Source organism: Corallococcus praedator (genome assembly GCF_003612125.1).
GTDB classification, from domain to species: domain Bacteria; phylum Myxococcota; class Myxococcia; order Myxococcales; family Myxococcaceae; genus Corallococcus; species Corallococcus praedator.
Window position 1 is genome coordinate 1 of the sequence record NZ_RAWI01000185.1, and the last position, 18129, is coordinate 18129.

16 protein-coding genes are annotated in these 18129 nt (G+C 69.5%); 6 read left to right on the forward strand and 10 right to left on the reverse strand.

The window, feature by feature from the left end; genetic code table 11:
* The first annotated feature begins 363 nt into the window (after positions 1-363).
* Together D7Y13_RS22685 and D7Y13_RS22690 are read left to right on the forward strand one after the other, a co-directional pair.
* Complete coding sequence (locus D7Y13_RS22685) at positions 364-1386, forward strand: NADP-dependent oxidoreductase (protein ID WP_120583660.1); 1023 nt, start codon at positions 364-366, stop codon at positions 1384-1386.
* A gap of 141 nt (positions 1387-1527) precedes the next feature.
* Positions 1528-3642 carry a catalase gene (locus D7Y13_RS22690; protein ID WP_233595544.1) on the forward strand — a complete coding sequence of 705 codons (2115 nt, stop codon included), beginning with the start codon at positions 1528-1530 and terminating at the stop codon, positions 3640-3642.
* A gap of 18 nt (positions 3643-3660) precedes the next feature.
* Here the strand turns inward: D7Y13_RS22690 and D7Y13_RS22695 are convergent, their stop codons facing one another.
* The 3 genes from D7Y13_RS22695 to D7Y13_RS22705 all read right to left on the reverse strand — a co-directional run bounded on the left by D7Y13_RS22695 (position 3661) and on the right by D7Y13_RS22705 (position 5064).
* On the reverse strand, positions 3661-3966 hold the full coding sequence (locus D7Y13_RS22695) for a putative quinol monooxygenase (RefSeq protein ID WP_120533378.1): 306 nt from the start codon (positions 3964-3966) through the stop codon (positions 3661-3663).
* A 35-nt stretch (positions 3967-4001) separates the two neighbouring features.
* The gene (locus tag D7Y13_RS22700; RefSeq protein ID WP_120583661.1) at positions 4002-4715 is read right to left on the reverse strand and encodes a S8/S53 family peptidase; all 714 of its coding nucleotides are present in this window, start codon (positions 4713-4715) and stop codon (positions 4002-4004) included.
* A 160-nt stretch (positions 4716-4875) separates the two neighbouring features.
* On the reverse strand, positions 4876-5064 hold the full coding sequence (locus tag D7Y13_RS22705) for a hypothetical protein (protein WP_120533376.1): 189 nt from the start codon (positions 5062-5064) through the stop codon (positions 4876-4878).
* Positions 5065-5209: 145 nt separating this feature from the next.
* On the opposite strand from D7Y13_RS22705, the gene D7Y13_RS22710 reads away from it, so the two are divergent.
* Positions 5210-6493, forward strand: a complete 1284-nt coding sequence (locus tag D7Y13_RS22710; RefSeq protein WP_120583662.1) for a dicarboxylate/amino acid:cation symporter — start codon at positions 5210-5212, stop codon at positions 6491-6493.
* A 1-nt stretch (position 6494) separates the two neighbouring features.
* On the opposite strand, the gene D7Y13_RS22715 is transcribed toward D7Y13_RS22710, so the two are convergent.
* Positions 6495-7736, reverse strand: a complete 1242-nt coding sequence (locus D7Y13_RS22715; protein WP_120533374.1) for an SO2930 family diheme c-type cytochrome — start codon at positions 7734-7736, stop codon at positions 6495-6497.
* Positions 7737-7760: 24 nt separating this feature from the next.
* Positions 7761-9293, reverse strand: coding sequence for a parallel beta-helix domain-containing protein (locus tag D7Y13_RS22720; RefSeq protein ID WP_120583663.1), 1533 nt, complete (start codon positions 9291-9293; stop codon positions 7761-7763).
* A 351-nt stretch (positions 9294-9644) separates the two neighbouring features.
* On the opposite strand from D7Y13_RS22720, the gene D7Y13_RS22725 reads away from it, so the two are divergent.
* A complete protein-coding gene (locus tag D7Y13_RS22725) occupies positions 9645-10112 on the forward strand; it encodes a hypothetical protein (RefSeq protein WP_120583664.1) in 468 nt (155 codons plus the stop codon).
* 50 nt (positions 10113-10162) lie between these two features.
* On the opposite strand, the gene ypfJ is transcribed toward D7Y13_RS22725, so the two are convergent.
* Together ypfJ and D7Y13_RS22735 are read right to left on the reverse strand one after the other, a co-directional pair.
* Positions 10163-11020, reverse strand: coding sequence for a KPN_02809 family neutral zinc metallopeptidase (gene ypfJ, locus D7Y13_RS22730; RefSeq protein ID WP_120583665.1), 858 nt, complete (start codon positions 11018-11020; stop codon positions 10163-10165).
* Between the two features lie 145 nt (positions 11021-11165).
* Positions 11166-12482, reverse strand: a complete 1317-nt coding sequence (locus D7Y13_RS22735) for a neutral/alkaline non-lysosomal ceramidase N-terminal domain-containing protein (RefSeq protein WP_120583666.1) — start codon at positions 12480-12482, stop codon at positions 11166-11168.
* 168 nt (positions 12483-12650) lie between these two features.
* Between D7Y13_RS22735 and purF the strand changes: the two genes are divergently transcribed.
* The gene (gene purF / locus D7Y13_RS22740; RefSeq protein ID WP_233595545.1) at positions 12651-14033 is read left to right on the forward strand and encodes an amidophosphoribosyltransferase; all 1383 of its coding nucleotides are present in this window, start codon (positions 12651-12653) and stop codon (positions 14031-14033) included.
* A gap of 8 nt (positions 14034-14041) precedes the next feature.
* Here the strand turns inward: purF and D7Y13_RS22745 are convergent, their stop codons facing one another.
* Both D7Y13_RS22745 and wecB read right to left on the reverse strand, forming a co-directional pair.
* Complete coding sequence (locus D7Y13_RS22745; protein WP_120583668.1) at positions 14042-15049, reverse strand: RluA family pseudouridine synthase; 1008 nt, start codon at positions 15047-15049, stop codon at positions 14042-14044.
* A 107-nt stretch (positions 15050-15156) separates the two neighbouring features.
* Complete coding sequence (gene wecB, locus D7Y13_RS22750; protein WP_120583669.1) at positions 15157-16278, reverse strand: non-hydrolyzing UDP-N-acetylglucosamine 2-epimerase; 1122 nt, start codon at positions 16276-16278, stop codon at positions 15157-15159.
* 98 nt (positions 16279-16376) lie between these two features.
* On the opposite strand from wecB, the gene kdsB reads away from it, so the two are divergent.
* Positions 16377-17114: a 3-deoxy-manno-octulosonate cytidylyltransferase gene (gene kdsB, locus D7Y13_RS22755; protein WP_120533366.1), complete on the forward strand. Its 738-nt coding sequence runs from the start codon at positions 16377-16379 to the stop codon at positions 17112-17114.
* Positions 17115-17143: 29 nt separating this feature from the next.
* On the opposite strand, the gene D7Y13_RS22760 is transcribed toward kdsB, so the two are convergent.
* The gene (locus D7Y13_RS22760) at positions 17144-17992 is read right to left on the reverse strand and encodes an aldo/keto reductase (RefSeq protein ID WP_120583670.1); all 849 of its coding nucleotides are present in this window, start codon (positions 17990-17992) and stop codon (positions 17144-17146) included.
* Positions 17993-18129 lie beyond the last annotated feature (137 nt).

Sequence of the window (18129 nt, forward strand, 5' to 3'; positions counted from 1 at the left end):
GACGGGAGGACGCCAGCGCATGGGGTGAAGCCGGCCGTGGGCTTGCGTACAGCTCCCCCGCGACGATCTCCCCCACCACATGGTCCGGGAGCGCCTCCAGGTCCGCATAGGTCGCGGGTTTCTTTCCCATGGATTGTCCCCTGTCCTCGCCGCCCATCACTCTATCCATGAACGCAAGGGGTAGCACGCGCGTCTGACGTGTCAGGGCGTCACTCCTGTCCCCTACCTCCCACGTCTTTCCGGGAAGCAGTTCCTTTCCGGCACCCGACAACCCCATGCCCAATTCCCTGCCCCCAAACGGGGTCGCGGTTAAGAGCCCGCCGCCCGGCGGCGGACGCCGGCCCACTTCCACGAAAGAGCCCCATGGCCCAGCCACTCAAGGGACGTGAAGTCCACCTGAAGTCCCGCCCGAAGGGCGAACCCACGAAGGACAACTTCGAACTCGTGGAGGCCGCCGTCCCCGAGCCCACCGACGGTCAGGTGCTCGTGCGCAACCACTTCATGTCCGTGGATCCGTACATGCGCGGCCGCATGAACGACGCGAAGTCCTACGTGCCGCCCTTCAAGCTGGGCGAAGTGCTGGACGGTGGCAGCGTGGGGCAGGTCGTCCGCTCGCGCTCCCCCGACCTCAAGGAAGGCGACTTCGTCGTCGGCGGCACCGGCGGCTGGCGCGAATACGCCGTGGCCCCCGCGAAGCACTACCAGAAGGTCGACCCCAGCGTGGGTCCGCTGTCCGCGTACCTGGGCGTGCTCGGGATGCCGGGCATGACGGCCTACGTGGGCCTGTTCGACATCGGAAAGCCCGCCGCTGGTGAGACGGTCTTCGTGTCCGGCGCGGCGGGCGCGGTGGGCGGCGTCGTGGGGGAGCTTGCGCGCATCAAGGGCTGCCGCGTGGTGGGCAGCGCCGGTTCGGACGCGAAGGTGAAGCACCTGCGCGAACAACTGAAGTTCGACGACGCCTTCAACTACAAGTCCGGCCCGGTGGCCGAGTCCCTGGCAAAGGCGTTCCCGGAAGGCATCGACGTCTTCTTCGACAACGTGGGCGGAGAACACCTGGAGGCCGCGCTGGGCCTGATGAAGAACCACGGCCGCATCGTCCTGTGCGGCGCCATCTCCCAGTACAACGCCACCGCCCCCACTCCCGGTCCGCGCAACCTGATGCTGGCGGTGGGCAAGCGCCTCACGCTCCAGGGCTTCATCGTCTCCGACCACGGCAACCGCCGCGCGGACTTCCTGCGCGACATGGGCGGCTGGCTGCGCGAGGGCAAGGTGTCGGACGTGTCCACCGTCGTGGACGGCCTGGACAAGGCCCCTGACGCCTTCATCGGCATGCTGCGCGGGGACAACACCGGGAAGATGCTCGTCCGCCTGGTCAAGGACGCCTGACGCTCGCTGGACAACGTCCGGAACGAACACCACCGGACATCCTCGCCGCGCTCCGTCCTGCACCCCGCAGACGGAGCGCGGGAAACGCGCGGCCTCCGCGACCTCGGGCAGTGTGCACGCCCCCTTGAAGGAGGCAGCACGTTGAGCTCCCAGAAGCAGCCGGACACGGTGCACGTCGACGAGAAGAGCAAGAACACACAGCTCGCGAAGGACCGCTCGGACCCCACGGGCAACTTCCTCACGACGGACCAGGGCATCCGCGTCGAACATACGGACGACTCGCTCAAGATCGGCGCGCGCGGTCCCACCCTGCTGGAGGACTTCCACTTCCGCGAGAAGATGACCCGCTTCGACCACGAGCGGATCCCCGAACGCGTCGTCCACGCGCGTGGCTCGGCGGCGCACGGCTACTTCCAGCCCTATGAGTCCCAGGCGAAGTACACCCGGGCGAAGTTCCTCCAGGACCCCAAGAAGAAGACGCCGGTGTTCGTGCGCTTCTCCACCGTCGCGGGCTCGCGCGGCTCCGCGGACACCGTGCGCGACGTGCGCGGCTTCGCGGTGAAGTTCTACACGGAGGAAGGCAACTTCGACCTCGTGGGCAACAACATCCCCGTCTTCTTCATCCAGGACGGCATCAAGTTCCCGGACATCATCCACGCGGCCAAGCCGGAGCCCCACCACGAGATGCCCCAGGCGCAGACCGCGCATGACTCGTTCTGGGACTTCGTGTCGCTCGTCCCGGAAACCCTCCACATGATCATGTGGACCATGTCCGACCGCGCCATCCCTCGCAGCTACCGGATGATGCAGGGCTTTGGCGTCCACACCTTCCGCCTCGTGGACGACAAGAACGTCGCGCGGTTCGTGAAGTTCCACTGGAAGCCGCTCCTGGGCACGCACTCGCTCGTCTGGGACGAGGCCCAGAAGCTCGCGGGCAAGGACCCGGACTTCCACCGCCGGGACCTGTTCGAGGCCATCGAACAGGGGCACTTCCCCGAGTACGAGCTGGGTTTCCAGATCGTGGAGGAAGCGGACGCGCAGAAGCTGGGCGTGGACCTGCTGGACGCGACGAAGCTCGTCCCGGAGGAGGTCGCCCCGGTGATTCCCGTGGGCAAGCTCACGCTCGACCGCAACCCGACGAACTTCTTCGCGGAGACGGAGCAGGTCGCCTTCTGCGTCGCGAACATCGTGCCGGGCATCGACTTCACGGATGATCCGCTCATGCAGGCGCGGCTCTTCTCGTACCTGGACACGCAGCTGACGCGCCTGGGCGGGCCGAACTTCGCGGAGATCCCCATCAACCGTCCCATCGCGCCGGTGCACAACCACCAGCAGGACGGCTTCGGGCGGCACACGAGCAACGTGGGGCGGGCCAACTACTTCCCGAACTCGCTGGGCGGCGGCTGCCCCTTCCTCGCGTCCCAGCAGCAGGGCGGCTTCGTGCACACGCCGGAGCAGGTGAGCGGGCAGAAGCTGCGCGCGCGTCCCGAGTCCTTCAAGGACCACTACAGCCAGGCGGCGCTGTTCTTCCGCAGCCTCTCCGCGCCGGAGCAGGAGCACCTCATCGACGCCTGCCGCTTCGAACTGGGCAAGGTGGAGTCCAAGGCCATCCAGGAGCGCGTGCTGGAGCACTTCGCGAAGATCGACGCCCTGCTGGTGACGGCCGTGGCCGAAGGGCTGGGCCTGCCCGCCCCCAAGGCCACGCCCGTCAACCCCAAGGGCCCGCCCGCGTCCAAGGCCCTGAGCATGGAGGCCATGAAGCTCACGACGCCTCCGTCCATCCAGAGCCGGAAGATCGCGGTGCTCGTCGCGGATGGCGTGGACGCGGATGAACTGATGGCGGTGCGCAAGGAGCTGGAGGCCCAGGGCGCGCAGCTGAAGATCATCGCCAAGCGGCTGGGCACCGTGAAGGCCGCCAACGGCAAGGACGTGGCGGTGGACAAGAGCGCCATGACCACGGCCTCCGTGGAATACGACGGCGTCTTCATCCCCGGTGGCGCCGCGAGCGTCGCCACCCTGAAGAAGGACGGCGAGGCGCGCCACTTCGTGCAGGAGGCCTATCTGCACTGCAAGACGGTGGGCGTGTCCCAGGACGCCGAGGACGTGCTGAAGGCCTGCGAAATCGCTCCGACCGCGCCCGGCATCGTCTCCGGCGCCAAGGCCGGAGCCGGAGCGGCGCTGGCCTCGGCGTTCGCCGCGGCCCTCGCGAAGCATCGCCACTGGGACCGCAAGGACAACGACCGCGTCCCGGCCTGAGCCAGGAGCGACACGGCGTCACCGCGTCCACTGCACCGCGGTGACGTCGTAGTGCCGCATCTCCTCGATGTCCGGCACATAGGGCCGGATGGCGGCGAGGAACGGCGGGAAGTGGGCGCTCTTGCGGAAGCCCTGCATGTGGCCTTCCGCAGAGTCCCACTGGATGCGCAGGATGTAGTGGTCGGGCGCGTCGTGGCAGCGCGACAGCTCGAAGCCCAGGCAGTGCGGCGAGGCGCGCAGGCTCTCCTGCGCGGTCTGGTAGGCCGCTTCGAAGTCCTGCGCCCGGGTCTCGGGAATCGTGTAGCGGATGTATTCGACGATCATGCCCTCGAGGATAGGACGTCCCGGGGCTCGGTGCGTCAGCGCGCGTGGGCAGCAGGCGCCTGTCGCCGCCAGTCGGGCGGACAGCCCTCGCGCAGCACCCGGGCCACGGCGAGCGCGCAGGCGTAGCTGCTGGTCATCGGGCGCTCGCACCAGGTGCCGGACGCGTACAGCCGCACCGTGGGCGCATGCTCGACATGGTCCACCGTGTCCGTGCGCCCCAGCAACCGGGCCGTCTTCGCGTCCGCCACCGTCACCACCGCGCCCAGCCCCGCGGGCAGGCACGGCACGGGGCCCGCGGCGCACACCACGACCGCGCCCTGCCGCACCGCGCGCCAGAGCAGCTCCGTGAGGGGCGCCTCGAAGGCGCGGTCCACCGTGCCCAGGCTCAGGTTGATGAGGTCCGGGCGCACGTCGTTCGTCAGCCACTCCAGCGCTTCGAGCAGGCACAGCGAGTCCCCGCGCATCCGCTCATCCAGCACGCGCGCGACGTACCACTCCACGTTCGGCGGGCAGGGTCCTGCGTCCATCAGGAGGCTCAGCACCGCGGTGCCGTGGCCGTGCGTGTCCTCCAGGTCGTCCAGGACAGCGGACCCACCGCGCCACGCGTCCAGTTCCTCACGGGAGTGGACGCGGGACTCCAGGCGCCGGGCGGCCCGGTCCAGCGTGAAGCTCGCCGCCCCGGCGAGCGGACCTCCGTGCTGGCGCAGGAAGTCCACCGACACACCGCTGTCCACGACCGCGACCTTCACGGCGACACCTCGTCCGACACCGGATGCCGTCGCGGCGCATCGTCCGTGCAGCCCCAGGCGGGGCGGCGGTGCGAGTCGGGGACGGAGGCAGGGCGACAATCCATGGGAGTCATCCGGGGCGCTCGGGGGACACGCCCCGGACAGGGTGAAGCCCTTCGCTCTAGCAGCTGACGCTGTCCTCGCCCTTCGGCATCTGGAGCTGGGGGTGGTAGGTGCCCTGCCAGTTGGTGCCGTTCCACGTGAAGGCGAAGCCGTTCATGATCGACGAGCCACAGGCGTGGCCGACCAGGTCCTGCGTTCCTTCGACGTCCGCCAGCAGCGCGGACACATCCCTGCTCGTGAACTTCATCGCAATGCCTCCAGGAATCCGAAGAGAGCTTTGGATTCCACGAAACGTTACGGGCCGCCTCTGACAAGCGTCAATCGACGAAGCGGCGCGTGGGACGCAAGGCGGTTAGGGTCTCCCGGTCCAACGCTGTGAGAGGTGTCCCGCGATGAATCCCTGGACCCGCTGGTTTCGCATCCCCTTCTGGCAGCGCGTGCTGGGCGCCTTCGTGCTGGGCGCCCTCGCGGGTTGGGCGCTGGGCGACAAGGCGGGCATCTGGCTCCAGCCGCTGGGCACGCTCTACGTCCAGCTCATCCGGATGATCGCCACCCCGCTGGTCTTCTTCGCCGTCATCCACGCGGTGTCCGCGCTGCGCGGACAGAAGAGCATGGCGAAGCTGGGCGGCCGCACCTTCCTCTGGTTCGCCCTCACCGCCGCGCTGGCCGTGGGCGTGGGCCTGGGCACCGCCGCCCTCACGAAGCCGGGCGTGGGCGTGGGCCAGCTCCAGGTGGCCACCGACTACAAGCCCCGGCAGGTGCCCGGTCCGGTGCAGGTGCTGCTGGACGTGGTGCCCACCAACCCCTTCGCCGCGCTGGCGGAGGGCAAGATGCTCCAGGTCATCTTCTTCGCGGGCCTCGTGGGCTTCGCGCTGGTGAAGCTGGGAGAGCGCACCGCGCGCCTGCGAGAGCTCGTGGGTGAGGCCAGCGACGCGATGATTCAAGTCACCCGCTTCGTGCTGGAGCTGACCCCGCTGGGCACCTTCGGCCTCATCGCCGCGCTGGTGGGCACGTACGGCTTCGAGCGGCTCCTGCCCCTGGGCACCTTCGTCCTCACGCTGTACCTGGCGTGCGCGCTGCACGTCATCTTCGTGTACGGGGGCCTGCTGCTCGCGCACGGGCTCAACCCGCTGCGCTTCTTCCGGGGCGCCGCGCCCGGCATGCAGGTGGCGTTCGTCAGCTCCTCCAGCTTCGCGTCCATGCCGGTGGCCCTGCGCAGCGTCACCCACAACCTGGGCGTCAACCGCGACTACGCGGCGTTCGCGGTGCCCCTGGGCGCCACCATCAAGATGGACGGCTGCGGGGCCATCTACCCGGCGATGACGTCGCTGTTCATCGCGCAGTACTTCGGCCTGTCGCTGTCCGCGCCCCAGCTCTTCATCATCCTGCTGGCGTCGGTGCTGGGAAGCTTCGGCACCGCGGGCGTCCCGGGCACGGCGGTGGTGATGACCACCGTGGTGCTGAGCGCCGCGGGCCTGCCGCTGGAGGGCCTGGGCTACCTGCTCGCCATCGACCGGGTGCTGGACATGATGCGCACCCTCACCAACGTCACCGGGCAGATGCTGGTGCCGGTGCTCGTCGCGCGCGAGGAGGGCCTGCTGGACCTGGACGTCTACAACCGCGCGTCCAGCAACGTGGGGCTGGAGGAGACCCAGCCCCCGTCGCCGACGGCCTGAGCTACTTGCAGCTCTTCGGCGGCAGCGAGTCGATCCAATCCGCGATGAGCTGCGAGCCCTCCGCGTGGTGGATGACGCGGCCGATCTGCGGCATCATCTTGCCGTCTGCCTCCGTGTTCAGCCGGAACCAGAGGATGGACTCCGCGTGGTTGCCGGGGACGATGTCGAACTCACCGCCCACGCCACTGCCCGCGGATCCCGGGCGCTTGCACTCGCCCAGCGTGAACAGGTTCGCGTTGTCGATGTTCAGGAACAACTGGCTGGTGATGCCCGCCGTCCCCTTCGGGTTGTGGCAATGCGCGCAGTTGATGTCCAGGTACGTGCGCGCCCGCGTGGACAGGTCCGCCTCCGCCGGGTTGAACGCGTCCGGCGCCTTCGGCAGCTGCGCTGCCGCCGGCAGCCCGTCCAGCTTGCCCAGCGACGCCAGGTACTCCAGCTGGTCGCGCTCCACGCCGCCATACGTGTTCGTGTGGTGCAGGTAGCGCGCCTTCACGCCGATGGGGTGCATGACCTGATCACCCTTCTCGTCCTGGAGGTGGTGGCACTGCAGGCACTGGTTCTTGGAAGGCACCGAGTACTTGAACGACTGGGTGTTGCCCTGCAGGTCGATGAACGTCACGTCGCGGGAGCGGCCACCGGTCGCCTGCGTGGCCTCCGTCTGCTCCGTGTTCCACACGTAGGGCCACGCCTCCCAGCCGGACGGCTGGCGCACCAGGACGCGCGTCTCGATGTAGCGCACGTCCTGGTCCGGCTTCCGCAGGTCCGCCGGGAAGGCGAACGTCTTGGTGATGAGCGTCCCCACCGGCAGGTCCAGCGCGTCCAGCGGCTGGTAGTGCGCCACCTTGCCGGGGGGGATGTAGAGGGTGCGTGACTTGACCGAGTAGTCGGAGAACAGCGCGGTGGACAACGTGTAGGGCACGTTGCCCTCCACCGGCACCAACCCCCCGGCCGCCGGGCTTCCGGTGAACAACCCGAAGCCCGACAGCGAGGTGGGAATGGCCAGCGGACCGGCGTCGTCAGGTCCCGCGTCCGGAGCGCCCGCGTCGGGCACCCCGGCATCCACCGTCCCCGCATCGGGAGTGCCCGAGTCGGGGACGCCCGCGTCTTCCGTTCCGGCATCCGGAACGGAGGTGCCCGCATCAGGCTGGGGCCCGGGTTTTTCCGGGTCGGATGAACCGCAGGCGGCCAGCGCGAGGGCCAGCAGCACCACGGAGAGACGGGGCTTCACGAACGACGTCCGCATGGGTGTCACGCTCCCTGACCGCGATTACTTGACGAAGTCGCCAATCGTCAGCGCGGGAGAGAAGCCCGCGCAGTCGAACTCGGTGCCCTTCGCGGCGTAGTGCCGCGTCTGGCCCCACGCACCCACCAGGTTGCCGCCGGTCGCGAACTCGGCCGCCGCGGCCAGGTTCATGTTCACGATGGCGTTCCGGGTGCCCGCGGGCAGCACGTTGTCCGTGAAGCAGATGTTGATGGGGTTGATCTCCTTGGGGTCGTGACCCACCGGATCCAGGCCGTCCCACAGCAGGTGCTCCACCCGCAGCTCGCCCTGCGTCTCGCCGTAGGCGTAGAGGGCCGCCAGCAGCGCGCCCAGCGGACGGCGCTGCGCGCTCAGGCTGCCGTTGTCCACCTGGTCACCGCTGCCACCCTTGAAGGTGTTGCCGTGGATGTTGATGTCCGCGCTGTCGAAGTTCAGGCCACCCGCTGCCCACAGCGTGGGGTCCGGCTCGATGGACAGGCCGCTCAGCACCGCCACGTCCAGGGAGTTGTTGTTCTCCCAGGTGTTGCCCTTCAGCTCCACCCGGCGCGACGCCAGGATGAACGTGCCCGTGCCGGCCGGCACCTGGGACACGGTGCTGCTGCTGGCGGCCACCGACGCGAAGTTGTTCCGGTTGTTGTTGATGATGACGTTGTCCAGCACCCGGATGTCGGTGCCCTTGATGGGGTTGCCCGGCAGGTCGAACACCACGAGGCCCGTGGTGTTGTCCTCCGCGAGGTTGCCCGTCACGTAGGCGTACTTCGTGTTCTCGATTTCGATGCCGGCCACGTTCTGCTTCGCCACGTTGTTGCGCACGACGGCGTACTCCGTCTGGCCCACGTAGATGCCCGCGTCCGCGGCGTTGTAGGCCTCGCAGTCCTCGATGACGACGAACTTCGACTTCACCGGGTACAGGCCGTACTTGCCGTTGTTCTCGTCGTTGACCTTGGCCCACTCGGTGCGCACGCGGCGCATGATGACGTCGGTGGAGGACTCGATGCGCACCGCGTCCTTCTTCGCGTTCCACACCGCCAGGTCACGCACCTCGAAGCGCTTGCCCACCACGTCCAGGCCGTTGGAGTTCGCGGCGGCGGTGGTGAACACCAGCACGGTGCTGTTCGCCGTGCCCGTGCCCTCGCCCTTCACGCCCTTGCCCGCGCCCACGATCGTGATGCCATTCTGGCGGATGGTGATGGCGTTCTCGAACGTGAACGTGCCCGCCGCCAGCTGGACGGTGGTGCACTCGGCCAGCGTGTTCACCTGGTCCTGGAGCAGCTCCTCCTGGCCCGGCGTGAACGTCAGCGTCGTCTGCGTCTTGCCCTCGCAGGAGAAGTCCCCCGCGGCGCCGCCGTCCCACGCGATGCCCGTGTCCACCGGAGGGCCGGCGTCCGTGCCGGCGTCGGTGCCCGCGTCCGTCTGGGTGCCCGCGTCCGGCTTCGGGCTCGGCACCTCCTCCTCGTCGGAGCAGGCGGTCAGTGAAAGGGCCCCCAACAGGGCCAGAAGGGCGGCGCTTGAAGCGCGGGTCCACTGCAAACGGGGCATGTCGTTCCTCCGCGAAGCCGCTCCACATGGGGCCCTCAGGGGAAACACCCGGGCCCGCGAAGCAGCGGGAAGGCGGCATGCTCGGAGCAAAGACACACGGGCGACAAGCATTAGTTGCACGTTTGTGTTTTGACGCAGCGCCCCTTTGGTCACGCGGAAAAAGCACGCGTGTGCGGTAAGCCTTTCGCCTCGAATGTGTCCGGAGCGGGCGTGACGCAAGGCTCCGGAGCGGACGGCCGGGCGGGCGTTCCCGGCCCCTTCACGGGGTCCCCGGCCCCCACCCGGGCGGTCATCTTCCAAGGGTGTCGCGGCACCGCCCTCACTCTCCCCGCGACAGAAAAGAGGATTCCCATGCGCGCAAGCACCCTGGCGACCCTGGTGGTGGCGTTCGCGTCCAGCGCGGCCACGACGGCGATGGCGCAGCAGGACGAAGCGCCGGTCGCCCCACAGGGCAATGACTCGCAGGAGCTGGATGCCCAGCAATCACTGACAACCACCCCGGGTGACGACGCCTACTGGGACAATTACTGGTATCAGCCCCCCGCCGGCACCGGGTTCCAGAGGCCCCTCGACGGGACCTATGAACTCCAGCAGCCCCTCAACGGGACCTATCAGCTCCAGCAGCCGCTGAACGGCACCTACCAGCTCCAGCAGCCACTGAACGGGACGTATCAGCTCCAGCAACCGCTCAACGGCACCTACCAGCTCCAGCAGCCACTGAACGGGACGTATCAGCTCCAGCAGCCACTGAACGGGACGTACCAACTCCAGCAGCCGCTCAACGGCACGGGCACCTCACGGCCCCCGCGTGCGCGTTGAGCCGGGCCGCTGTCTCCCGGTGCTTCCGGGGGACGGGCCCTCGGCCGTCTTCAGCGACGCGCGTTGAAGGTGTCGCAGGCCTCCAGCGTGCCCTGCTCCAGGCCCCGCTTGAACCAGGTCATGCGCTGCGCGGCGGAGCCGTGGGTGAAGGACTCGGGGACGACGTGGCCCCGGGCGCGCTTCTGGAGGGTGTCGTCGCCCACGGCGCTGGCCGCGCCCAGGCCCTCCTCGATGTCGCCCGGCTCCAACATGTCGCGCTCCTGCTGCGCGTGGCGGGCCCAGATGCCGGCGAAGCAGTCCGCCTGCAGCTCGGTCAGCACGGAGAGCTGGTTGGCCTGCTCCTCGCTCGTGCGGCGGCGCAGCGACTGCACCCTCTGGGAGGTGCCCAGCAGGTTCTGCACGTGGTGCCCCACCTCGTGCGCGACGACGTACGCGCGGCCGAAGTCACCGGGCGCGCCGAAGCGGCTCTCCAGCTCGTTGAAGAAGGTCAGGTCCAGGTACACGCGCTGGTCGCCCGGACAATAGAAGGGCCCCACCGCGCTCTCCTGCGCGCCGCACGCGGACTGCACCGCGTCCGAGAAGAGCACCAGTTTCGGCTGCACGTAGCGCACGCCCACCGGCTCCAGCAGGCCGGGCCAGGTGTCCTCGGTGTCCGCGAGGACGACGGACACGAAGTCCTTCAGCTCCTCTTGCTGTGGATCCACCGGGCGTCCCGAACCGCCCGTCGCCGGATCCGAATACGGGGAGCGCGAGCCCACCTGCACGTCGGAAGGATCTCCGCCCAGCAGCATCACCAGCAGCGCCACCACCAGCGACGCGGCGCCTCCGCCCACCGCGAGCGGGCGTCCGAAGCCTGAACCCCGGCGGTCCTCGATGTTCGAGCTGCGACGTCCGCCTTGCCACCTCATGCGATACCCCTCCCCTGTCGGGCTGCCCTGCGGACCAAGGTAGGCAGCGGGCCCTGCATGAGCGACGGGGCTTCCCGCGACGGCCGTCCGTCAGGAGGTCCGCAGGGCAGGCGGGCAGCCGAGCGTCAGAAGGCAGGCCGCCATCTCACTCCGGAGCGGAGAAGCCCACCGTCCCGGAGGCCACGCGTGACGCGGCGCCCAGGCGCTCCATCAGGGTCGGACCGAAGTACTGGCGCCGGGACTCGCCCTGTCCGCTGAGCACCTGCTCCGCCGTGTCCAGGTAGCCCACGTAGCCGTTGGCGAGCCCCAGCACGTGCGTCGCGCCCGTGAGCGTCACCAGCGCCCGTCCCGCCGCCGTGGTGGGCTCACCTGGAATCGCCAGCAGCTCCAGCGGCCCCAGCGCCAGCGCATCCACCTCCGTCTCCCGAGGCGAGGACGCGCACAGGAAGTTGTCCCCCGCCGCGCGGGTGAACGCGGGCACCAGCCGGGACGAATCCGGCCGGGGCAGCGCGGCCTGCACCCGCGCGAAGGCCAGCCGCACCGGCCCCTCCACCGCCGCCGGAGCGGCCCCGTCCGCCAGCGCCGACAGCCGGCTCGCGAAGCCCGCGGCCCGCTCCGCGCCCTGCCCTTCGGAGAAGGCCACGGACGCGTTGCCCTCGCTGCCCTGCACGAACAGCGTCACGCCGCTGCCCGCCGCCTCGCGCAGCGCGCTCAACCGGCCCGGGTAGTCCGGATCCACCAGCGCGCGCTTGCGGGGAATCAGCGTGGCGTGCGCGGCGAACACCAGCACCTCCGCCACCGGCGCCTTCGCGCCCTTCAGCACCACGCGCGTGAGCTGGCCGTCCGGGGTCTGCCCACCGCTGCGGGAGCTGACGAGCCCCGCGTCCGCCGCGCTTCCCACCTCCAACGTGACGTCCGTCATCGAAGCGACCGCCTTCTCCAGCGCCTCGCTCGCGCCCGCCACCACCGCATCCACCGCCGCCGGCACGTAGCGCCCCGTCCCGGAAAGCTGCGCCACCCACCGCGCGTCGTAGCCACCAAAGGAGGAGTGCGTGTGCGTGGCCACCACCAGCACCTCCCTCACCCCCGCCCGCGCGGCGCGCTCGCGCACCTGCGCCACGATTTCCGGGGTAACGAAGAGCAGCTCCAGCGACACCACGCCCACGCGCGCGCTTCCGGCCTCCAGCACCACCGCTCGCGCCTGGAGGGGGACTTCGGCCTGGCTCGCCTCGGGCCGGGGTGGCGCGTAGCCGGCCACCACCACCGGGAAGGGCGGCGACAGGGCCACCTTCGCCGCGCCTGCTCGGAGGGCGCCTTCGCCCCGCACCTGGGACAGCACCACGGGCGTGCGCTCCTCCCAGCGCCCGCACCAATTCCAGGAGGCAAGCGCGTAGGCGGCCCCCGCCGTTAACAAGGCGAAGGGCAGCAGGGCACGGAGGATGGAGCGCCGGGAGGAAGACATGCCGAAGGGAGCCTAACCGCTCCGGACTTCGGGACGGCTCCTACCTTTCCGGCCAGTGACACCCTGGCTGGCCTACAAGAGCCGACGTCTTGCGACAGGTGGAATACCTTCGGTGAAGACGTGCGTTCCTGTTCCGCTTCGCGGTCGAAAGGGGTAAGGCAGCGCGCCATGTGCGGCATCTTCGGAATCGTGGGACACGGAGAGGCGTCCAACCTGACGTACCTGGGGTTGCACGCCCTGCAGCACCGCGGACAGGAGTCCGCAGGCATCGTCGCCTCCGACGGCCACACCCTGCGCACGCACCGGCAGATGGGGCTGGTGGCGGACATCTTCACCGCGCCGGTGATTGAGGGACTGCCGGGAGACGCCGCCATCGGCCACGTGCGCTACAGCACGGCGGGCGGCAGCCAGCTGAAGAACGCCCAGCCGCTGTTCGTCGCGTGGGCGGGCGGCCAGTTCTCCATCGCGCACAACGGCAACATCGTGAACGCGGCGGAGCTCAAGGCGGCGCTCGAAGCCGAAGGCGCGCTCTTCCAGTCGGACGCGGACACGGAGGTGGTGATGCACCTCCTCGCCCGCTCCAAGCAGCCCACCTTCGAAGCCAAGCTGGTGGAGTCCCTGCGCAAGGTGGAGGGTGCCTACAGCATCCTGCTCCTCACGGAGGACAAGCTCATCGCGGTGCGCGACCCGCACGGCTTCCGGCCGCTGGTGCTGGGCAAGATGAAGGAAGGCGCGTACGTCGTCGCCAGTGAGACGACCGCGTTGGATCTCATCGAAGCGGAGATCGTGCGCGAGCTGGAGCCCGGCGAACTCATCGTCATCGAGAACGGGGTGCTGCGCGCCAGCATGCCCTTCAAGCCCGCGCCCCGGCTGGGCCGCTGCATCTTCGAGCACGTCTACTTCGCCAAGCCGGACTCGGTGCTCTTCGGCTCCAGCGTCTACGAAGTGCGCAAGCGCCTGGGCATGCAGTTGGCGCGCGAGCAGCCCGCGCCGGACGCGGATCTGGTCATCGCGGTGCCGGACTCCGGCGTGCCCGCGGCCATCGGCTTCTCGCAGACGAGCGGCATCCCCTACGACGTGGGCCTCATCCGCAGCCACTACGTGGGCCGCACCTTCATTGAACCGCAGCAGTCCATCCGCCACTTCGGCGTGAAGCTGAAGCTGTCCGCCGTGCGCAGCGTCCTCAAGGGCAAGCGCGTGGTGGTGGTGGACGACTCCATCGTGCGCGGCACCACCAGCCGGAAGATCGTGAAGATGCTCAAGGCCGCGGGCGCCGTGTCCGTGCACCTGCGCATCTCGTCGCCGCCCACGCAGTGGCCCTGCTACTACGGCATCGACACGCCCAGCCGCACGGAGCTCATCGCCGCCAGCCACAGCACGGAGGAGATCGCGAAGTACGTCACGGCGGACTCCCTGGGCTACCTGTCGCTGGAGGGCCTGGGCGCCGCGGTGGAGGACCCGAAGCGGAGCACCTACTGCACCGCGTGCTTCTCCGGGCAGTACCTCACGGAGAAGCTGTCCCGGGACTCGGACGCCAAGCTGAGCGCCTGAGTCCGGTTTCAGGGTGAAGGGGCCGGGGTCTTCCCGGCGATGAAGTCCACCAGGTCCTGGGGCAGCGGCGAGACGAAGGTGACGGGCTCGCCGGTGCCCGGGTGCGGGAACGTGATGCGCTCCGCGTGGAGCGCATGCCGGGGCAGCCGCAGCCGCACCCACGCCTCGGGCTCCAGGGTGTGCTTGCTGAAGCGGTCGAAGTAGCCCGGGTCCGGCCCATACATCTTGTCCCCCACCAGCGGGAAGCCCACGACGTGGAGGTGGATGCGGATCTGATGCTGCCGTCCCGTCTCCGGAAAGCAGCGCAACAGCGCGAACGGCGCGCCGTCATGCACGAAGCGCTGGAGCACCTGGAAGCGCGTGCGGCTGGGTTTGCCCAGCACCGGGTCGATGCGCACGGCGATGCGGATCAGGTCCGTGCCCTCCGCGATGGGCGCATCCACGACGAAGGTGTCCTCGGAGGGATGGCCCTCGCACAGCGCGAGGTATTCCTTGTGCACGTCGCGCGACAGGAACAGCCCGCCCAGCAGGCGGCACGACTCCGTGGTGCGTCCACACACGACCAGCCCGCTCGTCTCGCGGTCCAGCCGGTGCGCGGGCTCCGCGAAGCGCTCCCCGAAGCGCTCGCGCAACAGCGTGACCAGGGTGCCCTTGTGGTAGCGCGCGGTGGGGTGGATGGGCAGCCCCGCCGGCTTGTCGAGCACCAGCAGCCAGTCATCGGTGAAGACGACGGGCAGCGCGGTGGGCGTCGCGGGCTCCTGGCTCGCGGGGCGGCGGATGCGGAACGTCAGCCCCGGGTACACGGGCGTGGAGGGCTTGAGCCGGTACTCGTCGCACAGGACGCCGCGCAGGATGATGCCGCGCACGCGCTCCAGGTCCATGCGGCGGATCTTCTCGCAGAGGTAGCGGTCCAACCGCCAGCCCGCGTAGTTCGGCTCCACGACGAACGGGATGTCCACGTAGCCGTCAGGCACATCCGTGGCGGCAGCCGGAGCGGTGTCTTCGTCTTCACGCATGACGTTCCGCGCCGCTTAGCACGCTTGGAACGCGAAAACCGCCAGGCCCCCGCGCACGAAGACGCGAGCACCCGGCGGCCTGACTGCTGGAAGCACAGCGCTTCAGCTCACCCGAAGGCGCGCTTCTGCTCCACGCCCAGCACGCGCGCGTACAGGTCCGCGATGCGCTCGCCGGTGCGGCCGTCCCACAGCTCCGGCACGCGGCCCTTCTTCACGTTGCCGGACAGGACGCGGTCCGCCGCCTCGCGGATGCGCACGGGGTCGGTGCCCACCACCTCGTTGGTGCCCACCTCCACGGTGACGGGACGCTCGGTCTCCTCGCGCAGGGTGAGGCACGGCACGCCCAGCGCGGTGGTCTCCTCCTGGAGGCCGCCCGAGTCCGTCATCACGAGCTGCGCCTGGGACGTCAGCGACAGGAACTCCAGGTAGCCCATGGGGTCCACCAGCTTGAGGGCCGGCGTCTTCTCCAGCTCCGGGCCATGGCCCTGCTCGGAGATCATCTTGCGCGTGCGCGGGTGCACCGGGAACACCACGGGGACCTTCTTGGCCACGTGGATGAGCGTGGACAGCAGGCCCGCCAGCAGCTTCGGGTTGTCCACGTTGGACGGCCGGTGCAGCGTCGCCACGACGTAGGCCCGCGGCGTGAGGCCCAGCTGCTTCAGCGTGGGCAGCTGGTCGGCCTTCTCCTTGGACGACAGGAGCGAGTCGATCATCACGTTGCCCACCAGGTGGATGCGCTTCGGGTCGATGCCTTCCTTCAGGAGGTTCGCGTCCGCGTCGCGCGACGGCGTGAGCAGCATGTCGGAGAGCCGGTCGGTGACGACGCGGTTGATCTCCTCCGGCATGTGCCGCTCGAAGCTGCGCAGGCCCGCTTCCACGTGGGACAGCGGGATGGCCAGCTTGGACGTGACGAGCGCGGCGGCGATGGTGCTGTTGACGTCACCCACCACGGACACCAGGTCCGGCTTCTCCTTGAGGAAGATCTTCTCCATCTCCACCATCATCTTGGCGGTCTGCTCGGCGTGGCTGCCGGAGCCGATGCCCAGGTGGATGTCCGGGGCGGCCATGCCCAGGTCGGCGAAGAACACGTCGCTCATCTTCGCGTCGTAGTGCTGGCCGGTGTGCATGACCAACTGCTGCAGGGAGGTACGCGCGGCGATGGCCTTGTGAATCGGGGCCACCTTCATGAAATTCGGACGCGCGCCAACGATGTGGATGACCTTCTTCATGTCGCTGCGCAAGCTAGGCACGCCCCCGTTTCTGACCAGTGGTGGAGGGTCGTCAGCCGCTTTCCCCCGGGGACGGGACGTCTGATAGATGACGCCCCATGCCCGCTTCCCGGACCGTGGCCGTCATCCCCGCCCGCCATGCCAGCACCCGCTTCCCTGGCAAGCCGCTCGCCCCCATCGCCGGCCGCCCCATGGTCGAGCATGTCTGGCGCCGCTGTCAGGAGGCCCACGCCTTCGACGAGGTGTGGGTGGCCACCGACGACGTGCGGATCCGCGACGTGGTGGAGGGCTTCGGCGGTCGGGCGGTGATGACCAGCCCCGCCTGTCCCACCGGCACGGACCGCATCGCGGAGGTGGCCCGTGACCGCCCGGACGTGGACGTCTGGGTGAACGTGCAGGGTGACGAACCGCTGGTGGACCCCGCCGCGCTCAAGGTGCTCGCGGACCTCTTCCGGGACGACACCGTGCACATGGGCACGCTGGTGCGCCCCCTGGAGCCGGACGAACTGGAGAACCCGAACGTGGTGAAGGCCGTGCTCGCGCTCAACGGCGACGCGCTCTACTTCAGCCGCGCCCCGGTGCCCCACGTCCGCGAGCCCGGCCCCCCCGTGCGCCGCCACGCCCACCTGGGCCTCTACGGCTACCGGCGGGACACCCTGCTGAAGCTCGCCACGCTCAGCCCCACCCCATTGGAGGAAGCGGAGAAGCTGGAGCAACTGCGCGCCCTGGAGCACGGCCTGCGCATCCGCTGCGCCCAGGTGTCCTGGCGCACGGTGGCGGTGGACGTGCCGGAGGACGTGGCCCGCGTGGAGGCCCTCCTGCGCGAGCGCGGCTGAAGCTTCCGCGCCCGGCGGTAGGGCCCGCGTCAGATGCTCGGCAGCTCGTCGGGTTCGTCACCCCGGGGGAACGCCGCGTCGATGCGCTTCAGCTCCTCCGCCGTCAGCTTCAGCGACGCCGCGCGCGCGTTGTCTTCCATGTGGGCCTTCGTCGTGGCCTTGGGAATGGCGAACATCGACGCGCCGCGCACGAGGAACTGGAGCGCCACCTGGTACGGCGACACGCCGTGCGCCTGGGCGATGGACGCCAGCACCTTGCCCCCCTTGCTGGAGGGGGCCGGGAACCGACCGTTGCCGAACGGGCTGTAGGCCACCACCGCCACGCCCTCGGCCACGCACCACGGGATGACGGTGTGTTCGATGGCGCGCTCCTCCAGGTGATACAGCACCTGGTTGCACGCGATGCGCCCCGGCCCCGCGATTCGCAGTGCCTCTTCCAGCTCATCCACCGCGAAGTTGCTCACGCCCCAGGAGCGGATCTTCCCGTCCTTCACCAACTGCTCGAAGGCCCTCACCGTGTCTTCCAGCGGGTGGGAGCCGGGCCAGTGCAGCAGGTAGCAGTCCAGCCGGTCCGTGCGAAGCCGCTTCAGGCTGCGCTCGCAGGCCGCCACCGTGCCCTTCAGCGTCGCGTTGGACGGCATCACCTTGGAGACGAGGAACACCTCGTCGCGCCGGCCCTCGATGGCCTTCGACACCAGCTCCTCCTCCACCCGGCCCTGGCCGTACAACTCGGCGGTGTCCAGGTGGGTGAGGCCCAGGTCCAGACCCGCACGCAGCGAGCGGATGGCGTCCTGCGCGTCATCGTTCTCCATCTGCCAGGTGCCCTGCCCCAGGACAGGCACCTTCACCCCGCTGTTGCCAAAGACGCGCTTTTCCATGGCCGCTCCCTCGCGATGGGACCCCGCCCCGGAATAGCACCCCGGCTGCCCCGGCTGCATCTCGGCCCGGCATCCGCCTCCCAGGCTGCGTGCCCGCCGACACTCCAGTAGGCTCTGCCCGTGCCTTCTCCTGAAAC

Excerpts from the sequence above, each read along its gene's own strand:
- D7Y13_RS22685 (WP_120583660.1), top strand. The coding sequence starts at position 364 with ATGGCCCAGCCACTCAAGGGACGTGAAGTCCACCTGAAGTCCCGCCCG.
- D7Y13_RS22725 (WP_120583664.1), top strand. The coding sequence starts at position 9,645 with ATGCGCGCAAGCACCCTGGCGACCCTGGTGGTGGCGTTCGCGTCCAGC.
- D7Y13_RS22760 (WP_120583670.1), bottom strand. The coding sequence starts at position 17,992 with ATGGAAAAGCGCGTCTTTGGCAACAGCGGGGTGAAGGTGCCTGTCCTG.
- D7Y13_RS22705 (WP_120533376.1), bottom strand. The coding sequence starts at position 5,064 with ATGAAGTTCACGAGCAGGGATGTGTCCGCGCTGCTGGCGGACGTCGAA.
- D7Y13_RS22695 (WP_120533378.1), bottom strand. The coding sequence starts at position 3,966 with ATGATCGTCGAATACATCCGCTACACGATTCCCGAGACCCGGGCGCAG.
- D7Y13_RS22745 (WP_120583668.1), bottom strand. The coding sequence starts at position 15,049 with ATGCGTGAAGACGAAGACACCGCTCCGGCTGCCGCCACGGATGTGCCT.
- ypfJ (WP_120583665.1), bottom strand. The coding sequence starts at position 11,020 with ATGAGGTGGCAAGGCGGACGTCGCAGCTCGAACATCGAGGACCGCCGG.
- D7Y13_RS22720 (WP_120583663.1), bottom strand. The coding sequence starts at position 9,293 with ATGCCCCGTTTGCAGTGGACCCGCGCTTCAAGCGCCGCCCTTCTGGCC.
- purF (WP_233595545.1), top strand. The coding sequence starts at position 12,651 with ATGTGCGGCATCTTCGGAATCGTGGGACACGGAGAGGCGTCCAACCTG.
- D7Y13_RS22715 (WP_120533374.1), bottom strand. The coding sequence starts at position 7,736 with ATGCGGACGTCGTTCGTGAAGCCCCGTCTCTCCGTGGTGCTGCTGGCC.
- D7Y13_RS22735 (WP_120583666.1), bottom strand. The coding sequence starts at position 12,482 with ATGTCTTCCTCCCGGCGCTCCATCCTCCGTGCCCTGCTGCCCTTCGCC.
- wecB (WP_120583669.1), bottom strand. The coding sequence starts at position 16,278 with ATGAAGAAGGTCATCCACATCGTTGGCGCGCGTCCGAATTTCATGAAG.
- D7Y13_RS22710 (WP_120583662.1), top strand. The coding sequence starts at position 5,210 with ATGAATCCCTGGACCCGCTGGTTTCGCATCCCCTTCTGGCAGCGCGTG.
- kdsB (WP_120533366.1), top strand. The coding sequence starts at position 16,377 with ATGCCCGCTTCCCGGACCGTGGCCGTCATCCCCGCCCGCCATGCCAGC.